The organism is Nocardia sp. NPDC004568 (assembly GCF_040609955.1).
Classification (GTDB): domain Bacteria; phylum Actinomycetota; class Actinomycetes; order Mycobacteriales; family Mycobacteriaceae; genus Nocardia.
Map to the genome: position 1 here is coordinate 1 of NZ_JBEXLL010000062.1, position 20,259 is coordinate 20,259.

At 69.1% G+C, this 20,259-nt stretch carries 17 protein-coding genes; 11 read left to right on the forward strand and 6 right to left on the reverse strand.

Annotation, left to right across the window (positions count from 1 at the left end; all coding sequences use genetic code 11):
• Window positions 1-148: 148 nt before the first annotated feature.
• The 6 genes from ABZV91_RS24170 to kstR all read right to left on the reverse strand — a co-directional run bounded on the left by ABZV91_RS24170 (window position 149) and on the right by kstR (window position 8,106).
• Complete coding sequence (locus ABZV91_RS24170) at window positions 149-1,318, reverse strand: acyl-CoA dehydrogenase (protein WP_355245822.1); 1,170 nt, start codon at window positions 1,316-1,318, stop codon at window positions 149-151.
• A gap of 81 nt (window positions 1,319-1,399) precedes the next feature.
• A complete protein-coding gene (locus ABZV91_RS24175; RefSeq protein ID WP_355245825.1) occupies window positions 1,400-2,266 on the reverse strand; it encodes a metal ABC transporter permease in 867 nt (288 codons plus the stop codon).
• Window positions 2,267-3,241 carry a metal ABC transporter ATP-binding protein gene (locus tag ABZV91_RS24180; RefSeq protein WP_355245828.1) on the reverse strand — a complete coding sequence of 325 codons (975 nt, stop codon included), beginning with the start codon at window positions 3,239-3,241 and terminating at the stop codon, window positions 2,267-2,269.
• Between the two features lie 27 nt (window positions 3,242-3,268).
• Window positions 3,269-4,159, reverse strand: a complete 891-nt coding sequence (locus tag ABZV91_RS24185) for a zinc ABC transporter substrate-binding protein (protein ID WP_355245831.1) — start codon at window positions 4,157-4,159, stop codon at window positions 3,269-3,271.
• Window positions 4,160-4,610: 451 nt separating this feature from the next.
• Window positions 4,611-7,163 carry a trehalose-phosphatase gene (gene otsB / locus ABZV91_RS24190; protein WP_355245835.1) on the reverse strand — a complete coding sequence of 851 codons (2,553 nt, stop codon included), beginning with the start codon at window positions 7,161-7,163 and terminating at the stop codon, window positions 4,611-4,613.
• A gap of 298 nt (window positions 7,164-7,461) precedes the next feature.
• A complete protein-coding gene (gene kstR / locus ABZV91_RS24195; RefSeq protein ID WP_030524112.1) occupies window positions 7,462-8,106 on the reverse strand; it encodes a cholesterol catabolism transcriptional regulator KstR in 645 nt (214 codons plus the stop codon).
• A gap of 141 nt (window positions 8,107-8,247) precedes the next feature.
• Between kstR and ABZV91_RS24200 the strand changes: the two genes are divergently transcribed.
• The 11 genes from ABZV91_RS24200 to ABZV91_RS24250 all read left to right on the forward strand — a co-directional run bounded on the left by ABZV91_RS24200 (window position 8,248) and on the right by ABZV91_RS24250 (window position 20,107).
• Window positions 8,248-10,425 carry an acyl-CoA dehydrogenase family protein gene (locus ABZV91_RS24200; RefSeq protein WP_355245839.1) on the forward strand — a complete coding sequence of 726 codons (2,178 nt, stop codon included), beginning with the start codon at window positions 8,248-8,250 and terminating at the stop codon, window positions 10,423-10,425.
• A 26-nt stretch (window positions 10,426-10,451) separates the two neighbouring features.
• A complete protein-coding gene (locus ABZV91_RS24205; RefSeq protein ID WP_355245841.1) occupies window positions 10,452-11,510 on the forward strand; it encodes an acyl-CoA dehydrogenase family protein in 1,059 nt (352 codons plus the stop codon).
• The gene (locus ABZV91_RS24210) at window positions 11,501-12,670 is read left to right on the forward strand and encodes an acyl-CoA dehydrogenase family protein (RefSeq protein ID WP_355245844.1); all 1,170 of its coding nucleotides are present in this window, start codon (window positions 11,501-11,503) and stop codon (window positions 12,668-12,670) included. The genes ABZV91_RS24205 and ABZV91_RS24210 overlap by 10 nt, the downstream gene beginning before the upstream one ends.
• A 240-nt stretch (window positions 12,671-12,910) precedes the next feature.
• A complete protein-coding gene (locus tag ABZV91_RS24215) occupies window positions 12,911-13,849 on the forward strand; it encodes an OB-fold domain-containing protein (protein ID WP_355245846.1) in 939 nt (312 codons plus the stop codon).
• Window positions 13,846-14,271, forward strand: a complete 426-nt coding sequence (locus ABZV91_RS24220) for a MaoC family dehydratase (RefSeq protein WP_355245849.1) — start codon at window positions 13,846-13,848, stop codon at window positions 14,269-14,271. Before ABZV91_RS24215 ends, ABZV91_RS24220 begins: the two co-directional genes overlap by 4 nt.
• A 49-nt stretch (window positions 14,272-14,320) precedes the next feature.
• Window positions 14,321-15,514: a lipid-transfer protein gene (locus ABZV91_RS24225; RefSeq protein WP_355245852.1), complete on the forward strand. Its 1,194-nt coding sequence runs from the start codon at window positions 14,321-14,323 to the stop codon at window positions 15,512-15,514.
• 333 nt (window positions 15,515-15,847) lie between these two features.
• A complete protein-coding gene (locus ABZV91_RS24230; RefSeq protein WP_355245855.1) occupies window positions 15,848-16,882 on the forward strand; it encodes a DUF4129 domain-containing protein in 1,035 nt (344 codons plus the stop codon).
• Window positions 16,879-17,373, forward strand: a complete 495-nt coding sequence (locus ABZV91_RS24235; RefSeq protein ID WP_355245858.1) for a hypothetical protein — start codon at window positions 16,879-16,881, stop codon at window positions 17,371-17,373. Before ABZV91_RS24230 ends, ABZV91_RS24235 begins: the two co-directional genes overlap by 4 nt.
• A gap of 27 nt (window positions 17,374-17,400) precedes the next feature.
• Complete coding sequence (locus ABZV91_RS24240) at window positions 17,401-18,363, forward strand: MoxR family ATPase (RefSeq protein WP_355245860.1); 963 nt, start codon at window positions 17,401-17,403, stop codon at window positions 18,361-18,363.
• Window positions 18,360-19,634: a DUF58 domain-containing protein gene (locus ABZV91_RS24245; protein ID WP_355245863.1), complete on the forward strand. Its 1,275-nt coding sequence runs from the start codon at window positions 18,360-18,362 to the stop codon at window positions 19,632-19,634. The genes ABZV91_RS24240 and ABZV91_RS24245 overlap by 4 nt, the downstream gene beginning before the upstream one ends.
• Window positions 19,631-20,107 (forward strand): hypothetical protein, encoded by a 477-nt coding sequence (locus ABZV91_RS24250; protein ID WP_355245865.1) that lies wholly within the window; start codon window positions 19,631-19,633, stop codon window positions 20,105-20,107. Before ABZV91_RS24245 ends, ABZV91_RS24250 begins: the two co-directional genes overlap by 4 nt.
• Window positions 20,108-20,259: the final 152 nt, after the last annotated feature.

Here is a 20,259-nt window from a genome sequence, read left to right on the forward strand (position 1 = left end):
GCGGCTTTCGATCTGTTCTGAAGGGATGCGGGGTGTCAGTGCCCCATGCCCATACCGCCGTCCACCGGGATCACCGCGCCCGAGACGTAGGCGGACCGAGGGGGCCTCGACCCCGCGGCGCCGCAGGCGCCGCAAATAAACACAGCAGTTACCGCAGGACCTTGCGGCCGATGGCGTATTTGTGGACCTCGGTGGGGCCGTCGTAGAGGCGGAAGGGTCGCATATCGCGGAAGATCATCTCGACCACCGTCTCGTCGCTGACACCGATACCGCCCAGGATCTGGACGCAGCGGTCGGCGACCCTGAACAGTTCCTCGGAGACGAACGATTTGGTCATCGAGCTCTCGTGGCGGGCCTTCTCGCCCTGGTCCATGAGCCAGCAGGTGTGCCAGATGGTCAGCCGGCACTGGTGCAGCGCGATCTCGTTGTCGGCGATCATGAACGAGACACCCTGGTGTTCGCCCAGGGTCTTGCCGAAGGCGGTGCGGGTTCGGGCGTGGTCGATGGCGATGCTCTGGGCGCGTTCGGCGGCGCCGAGCCAGCGCATGCAGTGGGTGAGGCGGGCGGGGGCCAGGCGGAGCTGGGCGTAGCGCAGGGCCTGGCCGGCTTCGCCGAGTAGCGCCGACTTCGGCAGGGTGAGGTTGTCGAAGCGGACCACACAGTGCCCGGCCACGTAGTTGCGGTCCATGGTGTTCATGGTGCGTTCGATGACGATGCCCGGCCGGTCACCGTCGGTGAGGAAGAGGGTGGGGCCGGCGGGGAGGTGGGGGTTCTCGCCGAGCAGCGCCATGATGATCCAGGTCTTGGCGCCGTTGGCGCCGGTGATCAGCCATTTGCGGCCCTCGATGACGAAGTTCTCGCCGTCGAAGGTGGCGGTGGTGGCGAGCTGGCCGGGATCGGAGCCGGCGCCGTCGGGTTCGGTCATGGCGAACACCGAGCGCTGGTGGCCGTCGATGACCGGCCGGAGATAGCGCTCGGTCTGTTCCGGGTTCGCGATCTTGGACAGCAAGAACATATTGCCCTCGTCCGGGGCGGCGCAGTTCATGGCGACCGGGCCCAGGGTCGACCACCCGGCGGCTTCGTAGAGCACGGCCTGCTCCACATGGGTGAGGCCGCGGCCGCCGAGGGCGGTGGGGGCCTGGATGGTCAGCAGTTTCTCGGCGCGGGCGAGTTCCACGAGTTCCTGGCGGAGTTCGTCGGTGGGGCCGTGGGAGGTGAGGCGGGGGTCGCGCTCGTAGGGCACGATCTTGTCTGCGACGAATGCGCGGACCCGGTCACGTTCGGCGGCGAGCTCGGCGGGAATCGTGAAGTCGATCATGTGGTCACCTTCGTCCGGGGGCGTTGAGCACGAGCATACGAAACTTTGCCGCCCCGACTGAAGGCACCTGCCCGCAGCTGCTCAGCGGACCCGGGCGACCTGTCGCTGCCGCGCCCCGATCACCCGGCAGACCAGGTAGATCACGAACGAGATCGTGGTGACGAAGGTGGAGACCGGCGCGCCCGGCGCCAGTGACAGCAGGATGCCGCCCACCGCGGAGATCTCGGCGAAGACCACGGCCAGCACGGTGGCGCGCACCGGGTCGGCGGTCAGCTGCGCCGCTGCGGCCGCCGGAGTGATCAGCAGCGCGAGCACCAGCAGGGCGCCGACGATCTGGACACCGAAGGCCGCTGTGATCCCGAGCATCACCGCGAACAGGATGGACAGTGCCCGCACCGGAACACCCCGGGCCACCGCGACCTCCGGATCGGTGCTGGCGAACAGCAGCGGGCGATACACCACGGCCAGGACGGCGAGCACCGCGGCGGTGCAGGTGGCGAGCAGCGTCAACCCACCGAAACCGACGCTGACGACCTGTCCGGTCAGCAGCGAGAATTTCGACCCCGCGCGTTCGGGACCGAGCCACAGGAACAGCACCGACAGACCGAGCCCGAACGACAGCACCACCGCGATCACCGAATCGCGTTCCCGGGCTCGGGTGCCGAGCACTCCGAACAGCACGGCCGCCACCACCGAACCGGCGATCGCCCCGAGCCCGACCCCCGCGCCGACCAGCAGCGCGGCAGCCGCACCGGTCAGCGAGAGCTCGCTGGTGCCGTGGACCGCGAACGACATCTGCCGGCTGATGATCAGTGGTCCGATCACCCCGGCGAGCAGGCCCAGCAGTGCCGCCGCGACGACGGCCTGCTGGACGAAGTCGTAGCCGAGCAGGTGCACGGTGGTCTGGACGTCGAAGAGGTCACCCAGCACATCGGAGAGTTTGTCCATCTATCCGTTCGCCTGTCCCGATCGCTGGGTGAGTTCGGCCAGGGGGGCACCGGCGTGCGGGGTCCCGGGTTCGCCGTGGCAGTGCGCGCCGGCGGTGCCGAGGGCATCCATGGTGTCGCCGGTGCCGACCACGACCAGCCTGCCCCGGACGCGCAGCACGTCGACCTCGGTCTGGTACAGCTCCGAGAGCACCGCGGAGGTCATGACCTCATCCGGGGTGCCGATCCGGAATTTCCCGCCGACCAGGTAGAGGACGCGATCCACCAGCGGCAGGATGGGGTTGATCTCGTGGGTGACGAACAGGACCGCCGTGCCGTGGTGGCGGCGCCGGGCGTCGATCAGTCCGGAGACCAGCTGCTGACTGGCCAGGTCGAGACTCAGCAGTGGTTCGTCGCAGAGCAGGACCGCGGGGTCGCCGACCAGCGCCTGCGCCACTCGCAACCGCTGCTGTTCGCCGCCGGACATGCTCTCCAGCGGGGCCTTCGCGAACCTCTCCGCACCGACATCGGCGATGGCTGCGGCGACCTTGCGCCGGCGCTCGGCGCGCGCTCGCAGACCCAGTCCCCAGCGGTGTCCGTCCACGCCGAGGCCGACCAGGTCGACACCGCGCAACTGCACTCCCGCGTCGATGGTGCGCTGCTGCGGTATGTAACCGATGGCCGGGTGGCCCGCGCGTGGCGCGGCGCCGGCGATCCGGGCACTGCCCGAGCTCAGGGCGAGCTGGCCGAGCAGGACCCGGAGCAGTGACGTCTTGCCGGAGCCGTTGGGGCCGAGCACCGCGATGAACTCGCCCCGGGCGACGCTGAGATCCAGTTCCCGCCACAGGACGCGGTCGCCGAACGCCAGCGTGGCCGATTCGAGCCGTACGGCGGGTGCCGGTGTGGGCCGAGTGGAGTCGTCGAAGCGCTCGGCCGCGACGCTGCCGTCACCGGCCGTCGTGGCACGGTGCGCTGTCGAGGCGATATCGCTGCTCATATCGATTCATCCGTTCCTCGGGTGCCGTCAGCCGATGGCCTCGGCCAGCGCCTGGGCGTTCTGCGTCTGCCACGTTACGAAATCGGTTCCGGACGGCAGGGTTTCGGTCACCTCTACCACCGGGATACCGGCGGCGACAGCGGCATCGCGCAGCTCCCGGCCCACCTTGTCCTCGGTCTGCACGTTGTAGACCAGGACCGCGACCTGCTTGCCGGTGATCAGATCGCGGGTGGCGGCCACCGCCGCGGGCGAGGGATCGGTTTCCTGCTCGATCGCCTCCTGGTAGTCCCGGGGCGTCCGGTCGACGGTACCGGCATCCTGCAGCAGGTAGTACGCCAGCGGTTCGGTCTGCAGGACCGGGCGACCGGGGTGGTCGGCCGCGATCGCTTCGGTACTCGCGCCGACCTGTGCGATCCGGTCGGCGAACTGTGCCGCCCGGTCGGCGTAGTCCTGGGCGTGCGCGGGATCGATCTCGGCGAGCTGTTCGCCGATCCGTCCGGCGACCAGCGCGACGGTGTCCATGTCGTACCAGACATGCTCGTTCGAATCGTCCCGGATGGCCTCGTCCCGGGCGGCGACCGCCTCGACGGTGCGCTTGCCGCGACCCTCGATCGCCTTCGTGACGAACTCGTCGTAGTGGCCCCCGTTGTACACCACCAGATCGGCATCGCTGAGCTGCGCGGATTCCGATGCCGAGGTCTCGTGCGAATGCGGATCGGCGGAGGGATCGGAGATGATCGCGGAGACCTCGGCATCGGGCCCGGCGACGGTGCTCGCGATATCGGCCCAGACATTGGTCGAGGCCACCACCGAGGGTTTACCGGAATCGGACCCGGCACCGCCGCAGGCGGTGAGCGTCGCGACCGCCGCCACCCCCACAGCGAGGATCAGCGAGCTACGGACATAGTGAGGTGACACGGCAATACCTACCATGGTTAATGGAAATCGTTTCCGTTTTACTTTAGCAGCCCTGGTGGGACGGTCTGAACCGACCGCCCAGTTCTAACGCCCCTTCACCGCCGGAGCATTCCAAGCGCCAGCCCCTGCCCACCTGAACACCGACCGCCGACGCAACCCCATGTGTCGAGTGTTACGAGACACCTCCAAGGGCCTCAACCCCGCGCGCCGAAGGCGCGCCAAAAAACACAGCACCTTCGCGAGGGGGTCCGGCATGTCTTGGGCCGGCGAGTGGTCCGCCTCTTCTCGCCTCGAGGGGAGGGGCTGCACGGTCGTGCGCCGGCGAGCAACCCCACACTTCCCCCTGGTCGCGAGTGGTTCGTATGTTCGACCCACCCCAACCACCCCGCACCCACGAAAACGGCGGGCCGCACAGTGCGCCCCGCCGTCCTCACTCGTCGAGCGATCGACCCTACTTCCCCAGCAACTGCGCGCAGCGCAGCAGACCCAGGTGGCTGTACGCCTGGGGATGGTTACCCAGCGAGCGTTCCGCCACCGGGTCGTATTCCTCACTGAGCAGCCCGGTGGGTCCGGCCACATCCACCAGCTGCGCGAACAGCGCCTCGGCGTCGGACCGTTTGCCGATCAACAGGTAGGCCTCGACCAGCCAGGCGGCGCACAGGTGGAATCCGCCCTCGCCGCCGGGCAGGCCGTCGTCGTGGTGATAGCGGTACACCGTGGATCCGCTGCGCAGTTCGGCCTCGGTGGCCACCACCGTCGCGGCGAACCGCGGGTCGCTGGGATCGATCAGGCCGCTGAGTCCGATGTGCAGGGTCGCCGCGTCGAGGTCGGTGCCGTCGTAGGCGGCGGTGTAGGACTGGACTTCGTCGTTCCAGCCCTTGGCCTTGACCTCCGCCGCGATGGTGTCGCGCAGTGGCGCCCAGTCGCCGTCCACGGGGCGGTCGAACTTCTCCGCCAGGGTCAGCGCCCGGTCGACCGTGAGCCAGCCCATCACCTTCGAGTAGACGTGGTGGCGGGGGTTGCCGCGGATCTCCCAGATGCCGTGGTCGGGTTCGGTCCAGCGGCGCTGCACCGCCGAGACCATGGCGTGCACGAGTTCCCAGTCGGCGTCGGGCAGCACCTTGCGCGGATCGGTGGTGCCCTGCTTCTCCCGGGCGTGGGCCAGACTGGTGATGAGATCCACGATCGGGCCGAAGACATCCAGCTGGACCTGCATATTCGCCGCGTTGCCGACCCGCACCGGCCGGGATCCGGCATAGCCGGGCAGCTGGTCGATCACGGCCTCCGGCGGCAGGGTTTCGCCGTAGATGGTGTACAGCGGGTGCAGCCGTTCGGGGCCGGGCAGGGTTTCCAGCACCCGGTGTACCCATTCCAGATACTGTTCGGCCTCGTTCAGTGACCCCAGCGAGACCAGGGCGCTGGCGGTGAGTGCGGCATCGCGCAGCCAGCAGTAGCGGTAGTCCCAGTTGCGGACGCCGCCGATATCTTCGGGCAGCGAGGTGGTGGCCGCGGCGAGGATCGATCCGGACGGCGCGTGCACCAGCCCGCGCAGGGTGAGCGCGGACCGTTTCATCAGATCGGGTTTGAGGGCGGGCAGGTCCAGCGTCGCCGCCCACTCCTTCCAGTACAGTTCGGCGATCCGCCGCCGTTCGGCCTCGCCGGTGGCGGCGGGGGTCAGATCGTGTGTGCCGCAACGCAGTTCGAGCACGATCGGGCCGCCGGACGGGTCGACGACCGCGGTGGCCGAATCGTGGGCGCCGTCGCTGTGGATCTGCCACTGCACGCCGGGGGCGCGCAGCACGACCGGGTCGTTGGTACCCCAGACCCGCAGACCGTCGGTTTCCACCTGGATGGATACCGGAACCTGGCCGAATTCCGGACGCGGGGCGAAGGTGATCTCGGCGGGAGCCGTACCGGTGATCACCCGGGTGAGATCGGTGCGGTCGGGGTCCACGTCGTGCGGAAGATAGTCGGTGACCTGCAATTTCGCCCAGCGGGTCTCGACGGTCATGGTGCCGTCGACATATCGCTGGGACAGGGGCAGGCCCGGCCGCTGCGGGGTGATGGAGAAGTGCCCGGCGTCCATACCGCCCAGCAGGTGGGCGAAGACGGCGGCCGAATCCGGTTCCGGGTGGCAGAACCAGGTGACGGTGGCATCGGGGGTGACCAGTGCGACCGAACGCGGGCTGGCCATCATGGTCAGCCGTTCGATCCGGGGCGCGCTGGCGCCGGCCAGCCAGGTGCGGCGTTCCTCGAGCAGGAAGGCCAGCGCGTGCGAGACCGCTTCGGTGCTGTCGACCCGGTATTTGGCCAGCGATTCGCCCTCGCCGACCTTGATGCCGATATCGGGCCCGGTCAGCGCGCGGAACGCCTTCTCGTCGGTGACGTCGTCGCCGAAGAACACCGCCGCCGACGCGCTCTCCTGATGGCGGACCGTGCTGAGAGCCGAACCCTTGTCCGTCGGCACCACGGCCAGTTCGATCACGGCTTTGCCTTCGGTGACCTGCACACCGACCCAGCAGGCCGGGCCCTGGCGGGCCTGGCCGAGGGCGCGACGGCCGATCTCGGGGGTGGCGTTGCGCACGTGTAGCGCGACACTGGCGGGTTTGGCTTCCACCGTGACGCCCGGATGCTCCGCGGCGATCTTGTTGAGGGCGGTCACGACCTCCCGCAGCAACTGTCTGGCGTCGCTGTCGATGGCGTGTACGAAGCCCACGTCGAATTCCGAGCCGTGGCTGCCGATCAGCTGCACTTCGACCGGTAGCCGGGAGAGTGCGGCGAGGTCACGCAGCGCTCTGCCGGATATGACCGCGGCCGTGGTGCCGGACAAACCGGCCAGCGCGCGTAATGCCCGCACGGATTCCCCGTGCGGGTACGCCTTGGCCGGATCGGAGACGATGGGAGCGAGTGTCCCGTCGTAGTCCGATGCGACGAGCAGCCGAGGGACGCGCGCGACCGTCGACAGCGCTCGGCGGAGTTCCAGTGGCAGATCCTGTGCGCTCACACATCCAACCTATTGATCGGAGTTTTCGTTAAGAGGGGGCGCGCATGACAATACTGTGTCACGTTCGCTGATCCGATTCGGCGGGAAGTGTTGGCGGGTGTCCCCGGCTCGACGTGCCGGTGAAGAGGCGTCCGGGGTCGGCCGGCGCGGAATCCGCAGCCCGACTTCACCGGCGCGGGGGCCGGATCGCGAGGTTTTCCGAATCGCCCGACAGTGCGGCGAATGTCCGGAATCCCCATGTCCCACCTGTATCGGTGAGCTCTCGCCGATCCGGCCGCCCGATGCGGTGGCGCAGGGGTCAGGAGCGCTGACCGAGCAGCAGGTCGACGGTCAGTTCGAGCCGTTCGGAGACATCGGTCGCGGAGGCGCGGCGGGTGAGCCAGGCGACCAGGTTCGACAACCACACATCGCTGATGACCCGGGCGATGGCGAGCTGGCGGTCGGTGGGTTCGCCGTCGTTCATGGCCCGGGCGAAGACCCGGTCCATCACCTTGCCGACCCGGTCCACCTCGGCGGCGGCCGAGGCGTCGGCGAACATGAACGCGCGGGTCATGGCTTCGGTGAGCAGCGGGTCGCGCTGCATCATCCGGGTGATCTGGGAGAGCAGCGCGTGCATCCGCTCTTCCGGCGACTGACCGGCCAGCGGTTTGCGTTTGCCCTCGAATTGCTCGAACTCCCGGGCCAGCGCCGAGACCAGCAGGTGCACCTTGGACGGGAAATACCGGTACAGGGTGCCGACTGCGACATCGGCGCGTTCGGCGACCGCGCGCATCTGCACCGCGTCGTAACCGCCCTTGGAGGCGAGCGCGAGGGTGGCGTCCAGGATCCGCTTGCGGCGCTCGCGTTGCGCCGCGGAGCTCAGTTCGTCCTCCCGCAGCGTGGTGACGGGGGCGGCTGTCGCCGCTCCCGGATCGCCGGGCTGGGAACGGGAGGGGCTGGCCATGGAGTGGACTTCCTTTCCGTGACGTGTCGCGGACGTGAGCGCGTGCGGCGATGCGGTGCGAGCTTCTCTTGACTTCCGCCCACCGTGGATATTAGAACATGTTCTAGGTGTGGGAGTCACGCCGGAAAGGCGGTATGGACTGTGACCATCGCCACCACTGACGAGCATAAAGCCGTTCAACAGTCGATGAGCGGGTGGGCAGCAGCGGCGCAACCGATTGCAACAATGCGGGCCGACGCGACCGGCTTCTGGCGTACGTATTGGCCAACGCTGACCGATCTCGGAATCTTCCGGGTGGCGGTGGCCGAGGAGGCGGGCGGCGCGGGCGGATCGGTCTCCGATCTGGCGGTATTCATCGAACAGGCTGCACACGACATGGTCGGTGGCCCGCTGCTGACCACGGCGGTCGCCGGGTTGGTGACCGCCGGGTGGCTGCCCGAGGAGCAGCCCTGCGGGATCGCGCTGGACACGGTCGCCGGGGACGGGACGGCGCCCGGTGACGGTCCGGCGGTGGTCCTCGACGAGGCCGGAACGCTCAGCGGCACCTGGCATTCGGTACTCGGCGCCGCGCCCGGAACCGCGGTGCTGCTGCCGGTGGACACCGCGGACGGCAGGCGTTGGTGCCTGCTCGGCCCGGAGACGCCCGGATTGCAGCTCGAAGTCCTGGAGCCGCTCGACCTGGCCACCCCACTGGCCCGGGTCCGCTGCACCGAGGTCCGGGTCGACCCGGACGCGGTGTTCACTCCCGACTACGCGGTGGAAGACCTGCTGGTCACGCTGATCGTGGCCGAACTCGCCGGTGTGACCGGCTGGTGCCTGACCACCGCGGTCGACTACGCGAAGGTCCGCGAGCAGTTCGGGCGGCAGATCGGGTCGTTCCAGGCGGTCAAACACATTTGCGCGTGGATGCTGTGCCGCACCGAACTCATCCGGTCGGTGGCGGCCGACGCGGCCGCCGCGGTGGACTCCGGCGGCGCCGAACTGCCGATCGCGGCCGCCATAGCCGCCGCCATCAGCCTGGACGCCGCGGTGGACACCGCCAAGGACTGCATCCAGGTACTCGGCGGGATCGGCTTCACCTGGGAACACGACGCCCACCTGTACCTGCGCCGGGCGACCGCGCTGCGCCAGCTGCTGGGCGGCGCCGCGTACTGGCGGACCCGCGTCACCGAGCTGACCCGGGCCGGTAGCCGCCGCACCACCGGCGCGGACCGGGTCTTCGCCGACGCGGCGCTGGCCGGCGGGGAGGCCGATACCGAGCCGGCCACCGACGAACTCGCCGCCGAGGTCGCGCGGATCGCCGCGCTGCCGGCCGCGCAGCAGCGCGGTGCGCTGGCCGACGCGGGGCTGATCATGCCGCACTGGCCGCGGCCCTACGGTCGCGGCGCCGATCCGATGACCGGGCTGGTGATCTCGGAGGAACTGCGCCGGGCGGGGCTGACCGTGCCCGATCTCACCATCGGCGGCTGGGCGATCCCGACCCTGCTGCAGCACGGCACCCCCGAGCAGATCGAGCGGTTCGCCTGGCCGACCCTGCACGGGGAGGTGGTGTGGTGCCAGCTGTTCAGCGAACCGGGGGCCGGTTCCGATCTGGCGGCGCTGCGCACCACCGCCGAACGCACCGAGGGCGGCTGGGTGCTGAACGGCCAGAAGGTGTGGACCTCGCTGGCCAAGGAGGCGAACTGGGCCATCTGCCTGGCCCGCACCGACGCGAGCGCGCCCAAGCACAAGGGCATCAGCTATTTCCTGGTCGATATGCGCAGCGCCGGGATCGATATCCGGCCGCTGGTGCAGATCACCGGTGAGGCCCGGTTCAGCGAGGTCTTCCTGGACGGGGTCTTCGTCCCCGACGACTGCGTGGTCGGCGCGCTGGGCAACGGCTGGAAGATCGCCCGCTCCACGCTGTCGGCCGAACGGGTCGCCATGAGTGGCAACGGCATCGGCCCGGCGCTCGAGGAGCTGATCGCGAAGCTGCCGGCGACCGGACGCGGGTCGGAGCTGCTGAACGACCGGCTGGGCGGTTTCGTCGCCGACGCCATCGCGGGGTTGCTGTTGGAACAGCGTGCGGCGGTCCGGATCCTGGCCGGCGCCGACCCCGGCGCGCAGAGCAGTGTGCGCAAACTCGTGGGCGTGCTGCACCGGCAGGCGGTCGCCGAGTTCGCCGTCGAGGTGGCCGGTCCGGCCGGCGCGCGGACCACCGAGGAGACCTCGGAATTCCTGCTCACCCGTTGTCTGTCGATCGCGGGGGGAACCGAGCAGATCCTGTTGACCGTGGCTGCCGAGCGGATTCTGGGACTACCCCGCGACGCGGCCGGCTAGTTCGTGCGACGACTGGAGAGCAGAACGTGGACTTCACCCGAGACGAGGCTCAAGAGGCGGTGGCCGAGGTCGTCGTCGGACTACTGGAGCGGGAGGCGGCGCGCGACGCCGGACTCTGGCCCAAGATAGCGGCGACAGGCCTGCTGTCGGTAGCGCTCCCGGAGCGGTTCGGCGGTGACGATATGGGCATCGACGCCGTATCGGTGCTGCTGACCGAACTGGCCACCGACGCCGTGGCCGCCCCGGCGCTGCCCACCCTGGGTTTCGGCGTACTGCCGTTGCTGGGGGCGGCGCCCGAGGCGGTGGCCGCGGAGGTGTTCCCGGCGGTCGCCGAGGGCGCGGTGCTCACCGCCGCCATCAGCGAACCCGGCGCGCCGCTGACCACCGAGCCCACCACCAAGGCCGAAGTGACCGGCGACAAGGTGCGGATCACCGGGTACAAGGTGGCGGTGCCGTGTGCCGACCAGGCGCGCTGGCTGCTGGTGACGACGGATTCCGGGGTCGCCGTGGTCGCTTCGGATGCCGCGGGACTGTCCGTCACCCCCTCGGCCGTATCCGGCGAACTCGCCGAGTTCTCGGTGGAACTGGACGGGGTCGAGGTGCCCGCCGACCGGCTGCTGCCCGATGCGGGCCCGCGGCTGCACAGGTTCGTGCTCGCCGCCATCGGCGCGGCGGCCGACGGTCTGCTCTCGGGTGCGGTGAAATTGACCGCCGCTCACGTGGGCACGCGGCAGCAGTTCAACCGGCCACTCGCCGAATTCCAGGCGGTGGCCCAGCAGATCGCCGACCTGTATGTGGTGTCCCGGACGTTGCATGTGGCCGCGGTGTCGGCGAATTGGGCTCTCGGGCAGGATGATTCGAGTCCGGAGCGGCAAGAGCGGATCGACGACGATCTGAACGTGCTGGCCTACACTGTCGCCGCGGAACTTCCGCGTGCCATGCAGAAATGTCATCACCTGCACGGCGGTATCGGAGTGGATGTCACCCACTCGATGCATCGCTACTACTCACAGTCCAAGGACCTCGCCCGCTGGCTGGGCGGCGCCGCGCTGCGGCTCGAACGATTGGGGGCAGGGTGTTCATAGATCTGACCAGCGAACAGCGCAAACTTCGCGACGACCTGCGCGCCTACTTCGCCGACCTCGTCACGCCGGAGGAGTCCGCCGCCATGGCGGTCAACCGGCACGGCGACGCCTACCGCGAGGTGGTGCGCCGGATGGGCCGCGACGGCTGGCTGGGTGTCGGCTGGCCCAAGGAGTACGGCGGCCAGGGTTTCGGTCCGGTCGAACAGCAGATCTTCTACAACGAGGCCTCCCGGGCCGATGTCCCGCTACCGCTGGTCACCCTGCTGACCGTCGGCCCGACGCTGCAACAGTTCGGTACCCAGGAGCAGAAAGAGAAGTTCCTGCCCGGAATCCTGTCCGGCGATATCCATTTCGCCATCGGATACTCCGAGCCGGAGGCGGGCACCGATCTGGCGGCCCTGCGCACCAGCGCGACCAGGGACGATTCGGGTGACTGGATCGTCAACGGACAGAAGATCTTCACCACCGGCGCGCACGAGGCCGACTACATCTGGCTGGCCTGCCGGACCGGACCGGTGGCCGACCGGCACCGCGCGATCACCATCCTGATCGCGGATACGAAGGATCCCGGCTATTCCTGGACCCCGATCATCACCGCCGACGGCGCCCACCACACCAACGCCACCTATTTCGACGGCGTCAAGGTTCCGGCGAACATGCTGGTCGGCGAGGAGAACAGGGGCTGGCGCCTGATCACCACCCAGCTCAATCACGAGCGGGTGAGCCTGGGACCGTCGGGCAAGATCGAACAGCTCTACGACCGGGTCCGTGACTGGGCGCGGCCGCGGGGCGTGCTCGATCATGCCGACGCCCGCGCGTCGCTCGGCCGCATCCATGCCATGACCCGGCTCAACGAGCTGCTGAACTGGCAGGTGGCGGCCACGGCCGACGATCCGGATATCGACCCCTCGCAGGTCATCGCGGACGCCTCGGCGACCAAGATCTTCTCCACCGAATCGTTGCAGGAGGCGGGCCGGCTGGCCGAGGAGATCATCGGCCGCTTCGGTGACCCGGCCGAACCCGCGACCGCCGAGCTCATGACCTGGCTCGACCGGCGGACGAAGCAGAACCTGGTGGTGACCTTCGGCGGCGGTGTCAACGAGGTGATGCGCGAACTCGTCGCCTCGGCGGGCCTGAAACTGCCACGCGTGCCCCGCTGACGTCGCGGTCGGCCGGCGAGAGCCGGGAGCCCGTCGAGCCTCGCAGTGCCGGGACCTGTCCCGGGCCGGTCACGACGTACCTCCACGACGAACCATCGGGTTGCGCCGCCCGGCCGGGGCCCGCCCGGCGGGGGAGCGACGGAGCGAAGCGGCACAGCGACGAGTAGCGGAGTGAAGACCCCGGGTCGACAGGGCCTCGACCCCGCCCCGGGGGCGGGACGAACAGACAAGGAGCAGTGCGTGCCGGACACAAGTACTCCGGAAGCGATCATCGCCGCCGCGGAGCGGATCCAGGCGGCCGGGGCCAGCGCGCCCCGGCCCGGCCGCGACCCGGTGAACCAGCCGATGATCAACAACTGGGTGGAGGCGCTGGGCGACCGCAACCCCGTCTATGTCGACGAGGCCGCCGCGAAGGCCGCCGGTTTCGACGGGATCGTGGCCCCGCCCGCCATGGCCCAGGTATGGACCATGCTGGGGCTGGGTGGCCGCCGCCCGTCCGACGATCCGATGGAGGCCACCAACGCGCTGCTCGACTCCGCCGGGTACACCTCGGTGGTCGGCACCAACTGCGAGCAGATCTACCACCGCTATCTGCGGCCCGGCGAAGAGGTGAGCATCACCAGCGCGCTGGACAGCATCAAGGGCCCGAAACGTACCGGGCTGGGCGAGGGTTTCTTCCTGACCTACCGCACCAGCTGGTACGTCGGCGACGAACTCGTCACCGAGATGCTCTTCCGCATCCTGAAGTTCGCGCCGGGCACCGGGGCAGCTCCGAAACCGGCGCCCGCCGAGCGGGTGCGGCCGCTGGTCTCCCACGACACCGAATTCTTCTGGGAGGGTACGAAGGCCGGCGAGTTGCGGATCCAGAAGCTGCCCGACGGAAGCCTGCGCCATCCCCCGATCCCGGCCATCTGGCAGGACAAGTCCGAACCGATCGATTACGTGGTATCCGCCGGGAAGGGCACGGTGTTCAGCTACGTCGTGCACCACGCGCCGAAGGTGCCGGGCCGGGACCTGCCGTTCGTGGTCGCGCTGGTGGAACTCGACGAGGGTGTGCGGATGCTGGGTGAACTGCGCGGTATCGAGCCCGACAAGGTCGAGGTCGGGCAGCCGGTCGTGGCCGATTTCGAGAAGCTCGACGACGATACGGTGCTGCCGTTCTGGAAGGTGAACCCATGACCGCCACATTCGATCCGGCCGCGGTCCGGGTCGGGACCGAACTGCCCGAACTGTCGATCCACGCCGATCCGACATTCGTGATCAGCACCGCGCTGGCCACCCGAGACTTCCAGGACGTGCACCACGATCGGGACAAGGCGATCGAACGCGGTTCGAAGGACATCTTCGTCAACATCCTCACCGATACGGGCCTGGTGCAGCGGTTCGTGACCGACTGGTCGGGGCAGAGCACCGTGGTGAAATCCATCTCGTTGCGCCTCGGGGTGCCGCTGTACGCGTACGACACCCTGACCCTCGCCGGCAAGGTCGTCGAACTCGACGGTGAGGACGTCCGTCTGGAAGTCGTCGGCAAGGACAGCCTGGGCGATCACATCGTCGCCACGGTGGTCGCGACCGTACCGGGCGCCGGAGGCGGGGCGTGAGCGCAGCCACGACGCACAGTCGGTGTCCAGCCCGCGGAATGAGGAACGCATGAGTACTTCGCAACATCCCCTGTCCGGCCGGGCGGCCGTCGCCGGGATCGGCGCCACCGATTTCTCCAAGGAATCCGGCCGCAGCGAACTTCGGCTGGCCGCCGAGGCCGTGACCGCGGCGCTGGCCGACGCCGGGCTCACCCCGGCCGACGTCGACGGCCTGACCACTTTCACGATGGATACCAACCTGCAGGTCGCGGTCGCGCGGGCGGTCGGCATCCCGCAGCTGAAGTTCTTCAGCCATATCGGATACGGCGGCGGTGCGGCGTGCGCGACCGTGCAGCAGGCGGCAATGGCCGTGGCGACCGGGGTCGCCGATGTGGTCGTGGCGTACCGGGCGTTCAACGAGCGGTCGGTGTCCCGGTTCGGGCAGTTCTCCACCTCGCTGGCGGCCGCGCCCACCTCCTCGGGTATCGACGCCGGCTGGTCCTATCCGCACGGTCTCGGCACGCCCGCGGCGCAGGTGGCGATGGTGGCCCGGCGGTACATGCACGTCTACGGCGCGACCTCGGCGGATTTCGGCCGGGTCGCGGTGGCCGATCGCAGGCACGCGGCGGTGAACCCGAACGCGTTCTTCTACAACAAGCCGATAACCCTGGAAGATCACCAGAATTCGCGCTGGATCGCCGAACCGCTGCACCTGCTGGACTGCTGTCAGGAATCCGACGGCGGCGTGGCGATCGTGGTGACCAGTGTGGAGCGGGCGCGGGATCTGCCGAACCCGGCGGCCGTGATCACCGCCGCGGCGCAGGGCAGCGGCGCTGACCAGTACGTGATGACGAGCTACTACCGCGACGCCCTGACCGGGCTGCCGGAAATGGGTCTGGTCGGCGACCAGCTGTGGGAGCAGAGCGGTTTGCGGCCCGCCGATATGCAGGCCGCAATTCTGTACGACCACTTCACCCCGTTCGTCCTCATGCAGCTGGAGGAACTCGGTTTCTGCCCGCGCGGCGAGGCGAAGGATTTCATTGCCGACGGGGCTATCGAAATCGGCGGAAAACTTCCGATCAATACCCACGGTGGGCAGTTGGGGGAGGCGTACATCCACGGCATGAACGGCATCGCCGAGGGAGTGCGCCAGTTGCGGGGGACCTCGGTGAATCAGGTCTCCGAAGTGGAGAACGTCCTGGTCACCGCCGGTACCGGGGTGCCGACCTCGGGGCTGGTGCTGAGCGCGGACCGGGCCGCGTAGCCGGGCCGTCCCCGGCTGCCCTGTCAACCGTCATAGACGCCCGCCGCCCCGCGTCCGGTACGCCGATCGGGGGTGGCGGGTGTTCGACGTCCGAGTTGAGCGGGTGGATTCGGACATCGGGAATCGGTCACCGTGTCTTCGACGAGGTTGTGAGTATTCACAGCGGGGAACAAGATATAACTGTCGATCCCGCAATGGGCAGAAGGTTTGCCGACAAGGGGCTGATAAACGTGAAAAACTCGTCATTTCATATTGCTGATTTGCTCCCGGACCGACCATCGGGCATGTAAACATGTGGCTGTTCTTGGCAGTGAGCAGGTTCGAGGTATCGGGTTGGCCGGGTCGCGGGCGCTGATCGCGCGCATTGTGGCGGTGTTCGCGCTGTTGTTCTGCGCTGTCATCGCGCTGCGTGGGCATATCCCCGGTATGCCGGACAGCAGCGGTTCGGCGGGCCACGCGTCCTCGGCCCTCACCGTGGTGCTGATGCCGGTGCTGCTCACCGTCTCGATCGTGGTGCTGCTGGCCGGCGTGATCGCCTCCCAGCATCGGCTTCCGCTGGCCCTGCCCGACCTCGACTCCGATACCGAGTCGCACTGGCGGCTCGGCCGGTTCGGCCTGGCCGTGCTGTTCCTGCTGGCCCTTGTCGGTGTCCTCGCGGCGATCGTGTTCGCTGTCTACTTCATCGGGCTCCAGCGCGTCGCCGAACCGGTTCCGGCCGCGCCGCCCGGTTCCCCCGCCCCCCAGCCCACCGCGGTGCCGCCCGGGACCGAGGAGGATCAGCCGGTCCTGACCGGAACCGGGTTGCTCCTGGCCACGGCGGCCGCGACAACGCTGGTGGCGGTGGCCGTGACCGGTCTGGTCGTCGTCACCGTGAACACCCAGCGGCGCGAACGCGCCGAGGAACCCGACGACGAGTTGCCGGCGGCTGGGGATCTGCCCACCACCGATACCGAAACCCTGGTCAAAGCCGCCGAGATGGGGTTGGCCGCCATGAACGCGGCCGGACAGGACCCGCGCGCCGCGATCATCGCCTGCTACCTGGCGATGGAACGCGGCCTGGTCTACGCGCGCGGTCTGGCCCCGCTGGCTTCCGACACACCCATGGAGGTGCTGGCGCGCGCGTTCGAGCACGGGGCGCTGCACGAGGCCTCGGCCCGGGAGTTGGTCGCGCTGTTCGAAGAGGCCCGGTTCAGCCCGCATTCCATGCTGTCCTGGCAGCGGATGCGGGCCGAACAGTTGCTGCGCGTCGCGCTCTCCGACCTCCAGAGCACCCCGGACCCGGCGGTATCGGCCGCCCCGGATCCCGGCGGCTATCCGCCCGCCCTGCCGCCGCACACCGGTGTGCCGAGCGGGGTGGGGCCGAGATGAGCAGACCCTGGATCGTCGTCGCCGCGATCGTCGCCGTCGCGGGACTCGAGGTGGCCGCCGTCCTGCGGGCCCGGGAATTCGTACTGATCGCGGCCGGGGTGCCGGTAGCGATCGCGCTGTGCTGCTTCGTCTGGGTGCTGCTGCGCCCGGAGAAGAGAGAAAAGGAACTCGCCGACGAGATGGAGAACGGGCCCGCCGAAATGCTGCGCCACTGGCATGCCCGTGCCGAGATGCTCGTCGACCGGGCCGACGGCAGCCGCGCCGACTGGGATCGGCATCTGCGGCCGCTGCTGGCCAAGGAGTTCCAACTGTCCGCCGGTCTGCGGGTCAGCAAGAACCGGCGGGCGCTGGAAAGTGCCGGGATCCATCTGTTCGGCGCCGAACTGTGGCGCTGGGTGGACCCGGCCGATTCGGCGCTGCGTGACCAGAACACGCCCGCGCCGGGCCGCGCGGCTCTGGACGAGATCCTGAGCCGCCTTCAGAGAATGTGAACGGGTCGACCCATTGCGAGTAAACACATGACGATGCCCTTGGACGCGACCGTCCAACGCACCGAGGCCGTGCTCCGGGAGGTTTCCCGGGTGGTGGTCGGCAAACGCGACGAGCTACAGCTCATCATGATCGCGATCCTGTCCGGCGGGCATGTGCTCATCGAGGACCTGCCCGGACTGGGCAAGACATTGATCGCGCGGTCGTTCGCGGCCGCTCTCGGCCTGGACTTCACCCGAGTGCAGTTCACTCCGGACCTGCTGCCCGCGGATCTGCTCGGCTCCACGATCTACGACATGTCCACCGGGCGTTTCACGTTCCGCCGGGGCCCGGTGTTCACCCATATGCTGCTCGCCGACGAGGTGAACCGCACCCCGCCGAAAACCCAGGCGGCGCTGCTGGAGGCGATGGCGGAGGGACAGGTCAGCATCGACGGTGAGACCTTCCCGCTGCCTCAGCCGTTCATCGTGCTCGCCACCGACAACCCCATCGAATACGAGGGGACCTACCCGCTGCCCGAAGCGCAGCTGGACCGGTTCGCCATCCAGTTGCGCCTGGGCTACCTGTCCGAGCAGGACGAGACCCAGATGATCCGCCGCCGGCTCGAACGCGGTGCGGCCGAGCCCCGGGTGAACCAGGTGATCGACGCGAAGGGCCTGCTGGAAATGCGGCACGCGGTGGAGTTCGTCTCGGTGCATCCGGACGTGGTGGGCTATGTGGTGGCGCTGGCCAGCGCGACCCGGGCCCACGCGCAGGTCGAGGTCGGCGCGAGTCCGCGCTCGGAACTCGATCTGGTGCAGATGGCCCGGGCCCGGGCGCTGCTGAACGGCCGTGACTTCGTGGTCCCCGAAGATGTGAAGGCCTTGGCGATCCCGGCCATGGCGCACCGGATCACCCTGCGGCCGGAGATGTGGGTGCGGCGCATCCGCGGCGAGGATGTGATCAGCGAGCTGCTGCGCCGCCTGCCGGTTCCCCGCGCCGCCACGCCATGAGACATCGCGACGCCAGTGCCACGGTGGAGGCCCGCCTCCGCTGGCGTCCCGCCCCGCTGACCTACCTGCTGGCCATCGCCTCGGCCGTCGCGCTGCTGGTCGCGGTGGTCGCGGGCAGCTGGCAGCTGGTGGTGTTCGCCTCGCCCATGCTCGGTGTGCTGGCCGGCGCGCCCTGGCAGGTGTCGCGCACCCGGATCCAGGTGGACGGCGGCGGTACCCAGCGGTGTTTCGAGAACGAGGAGGTCACGGTCACCATCGCCGCCTTCGTCGATCAGGGGCAGGCGCTGCTGCGCTGTAAGCCGGTCGTGGTGGACGGGATGACGGTGACAGTGGAGGAATCCGCGGACTCCGGGGTGGCGCCGGCCGGGCTGCGATTGACCGTATCGGCGGCGCGCTGGGGCCGGTATCCGATAAAAGTGCGGGTGAAGGCATTGAGCCCGGCCGGGATGGCACTGGCCACCGCGACCCTGCCCGCCGGGGAGATCTACGTCTACCCGATCACCGATCCGCAGCGGATGCGGTTGCCACGCACCGAACTTCCCGAACGGCTCGGCGTACACCTCACCCGCCGGCACGGTCCGGGCGTGGAATACGCCGATATCCGCGCCTACGCCCCCGGTGATCAGCTGCGTATCGTGAACTGGGCGGTGAGCGCCCGTCGCGGCCGCCTGTACGTGACCGAACGCCTGACCAACCGTTCCGCCGACGTCGTCGTTCTGGTGGACACCTCACAGCAGGCGCCCGGGCCGGCCAGCGACGCGCTCGAGCTGTCGGTGCGCGGGGCGGCGCAGGTGGTGCAGTCCACGCTGCAGGCCGGTGACCGCACGGCTGTCGTCTGCCTGGGTCGGTCGCCGCGCTGGCTGCGTCCCGATATCGGCCGCCGGCAGTTCTATCGCATCGTCGATACCGTGCTCGATGTCGGCGACGAGTACATCCCCACCACCGGCACCCTGGCGCCCTACGCCGCGGTCCCGCTCGGCGCGATCATCGTCGCGTTCACCACCCTGCTGGACACCCAGTTCGCTCTGGCACTGATCGACCTGCGCAAACGCGGACACGTGGTGGTGGCGGTGGATGTGTTGCGCGGCAGCCCGTTCGCCGGCGACCTGGACCCCACCATGGAGAAGATGTGGCAGCTCGAACGGATGTCGATGTACCGCGATATGAGCACGATCGGGGTCGACGTCGTCCCGTGGGCGGCTGACACCCGCCTCGACCAGACCATGCGCCTGCTGCCGCAGCACCGCCGGATGATCCGGGTGCGCCGATGATCAAATTCCTCGCGCATCTGTCCGGCACGCTGCTGGTGCTGCTGGTCGCCCTGATCCAGCCGTGGGCGGCCCCGGCCGCGATCGTGCTGGTGGTGGTCGGCTGGTGGTGGCGCTGGGCGGCGGTCGGCGCCGTGCTGCTGGTGATCGGGGTGCTCGCGCTCTCCGACACCGGCCTGGTCGCGGCGGCCGCGGCCGGTCTGGTGGCGACCACCTACCTGCTGAACATCGCGACCGTGACCGCGCCGCGCGGCGTCGTCCCCACCACTCTTCCCTCGGTGGTGGGCGCGGTCGTGTGGACCGCGGCGGCGGGCGGAGCGGCCTTGCTGCCGGTCGAACTGGAATGGGCGCCGGTGGTCGCCCCGGCGCTGGTGATCCTGCTGTCGTCGATCCTCACCTACAGCATCACCACGGCGCGTCGACGGCCGCCGGCTGCGGCGCAGCCCGGGGCGTCAGGCGCGGAAGTATCCTCTTGATCTGCTGCGTATGCGCGGTCACAGCTACCGACTTCCGTCACAACCGACCCGCTCGATGGCCGATCTGATGGCGGGCACTTTCGATACCGAGGAGGAACTGGAGGAGTTTCCGGCCTTCAGGTACTCCGAACGACGGGAAGTGATCTCGACCC

Excerpts from the sequence above, each read along its gene's own strand:
- ABZV91_RS24225 (WP_355245852.1), top strand. The coding sequence starts at position 14,321 with ATGAGTACTTCGCAACATCCCCTGTCCGGCCGGGCGGCCGTCGCCGGG.
- ABZV91_RS24220 (WP_355245849.1), top strand. The coding sequence starts at position 13,846 with ATGACCGCCACATTCGATCCGGCCGCGGTCCGGGTCGGGACCGAACTG.
- ABZV91_RS24245 (WP_355245863.1), top strand. The coding sequence starts at position 18,360 with ATGAGACATCGCGACGCCAGTGCCACGGTGGAGGCCCGCCTCCGCTGG.
- ABZV91_RS24250 (WP_355245865.1), top strand. The coding sequence starts at position 19,631 with ATGATCAAATTCCTCGCGCATCTGTCCGGCACGCTGCTGGTGCTGCTG.
- kstR (WP_030524112.1), bottom strand. The coding sequence starts at position 8,106 with ATGGCCAGCCCCTCCCGTTCCCAGCCCGGCGATCCGGGAGCGGCGACA.
- ABZV91_RS24175 (WP_355245825.1), bottom strand. The coding sequence starts at position 2,266 with ATGGACAAACTCTCCGATGTGCTGGGTGACCTCTTCGACGTCCAGACC.
- ABZV91_RS24170 (WP_355245822.1), bottom strand. The coding sequence starts at position 1,318 with ATGATCGACTTCACGATTCCCGCCGAGCTCGCCGCCGAACGTGACCGG.
- ABZV91_RS24235 (WP_355245858.1), top strand. The coding sequence starts at position 16,879 with ATGAGCAGACCCTGGATCGTCGTCGCCGCGATCGTCGCCGTCGCGGGA.
- ABZV91_RS24240 (WP_355245860.1), top strand. The coding sequence starts at position 17,401 with ATGACGATGCCCTTGGACGCGACCGTCCAACGCACCGAGGCCGTGCTC.
- ABZV91_RS24180 (WP_355245828.1), bottom strand. The coding sequence starts at position 3,241 with ATGAGCAGCGATATCGCCTCGACAGCGCACCGTGCCACGACGGCCGGT.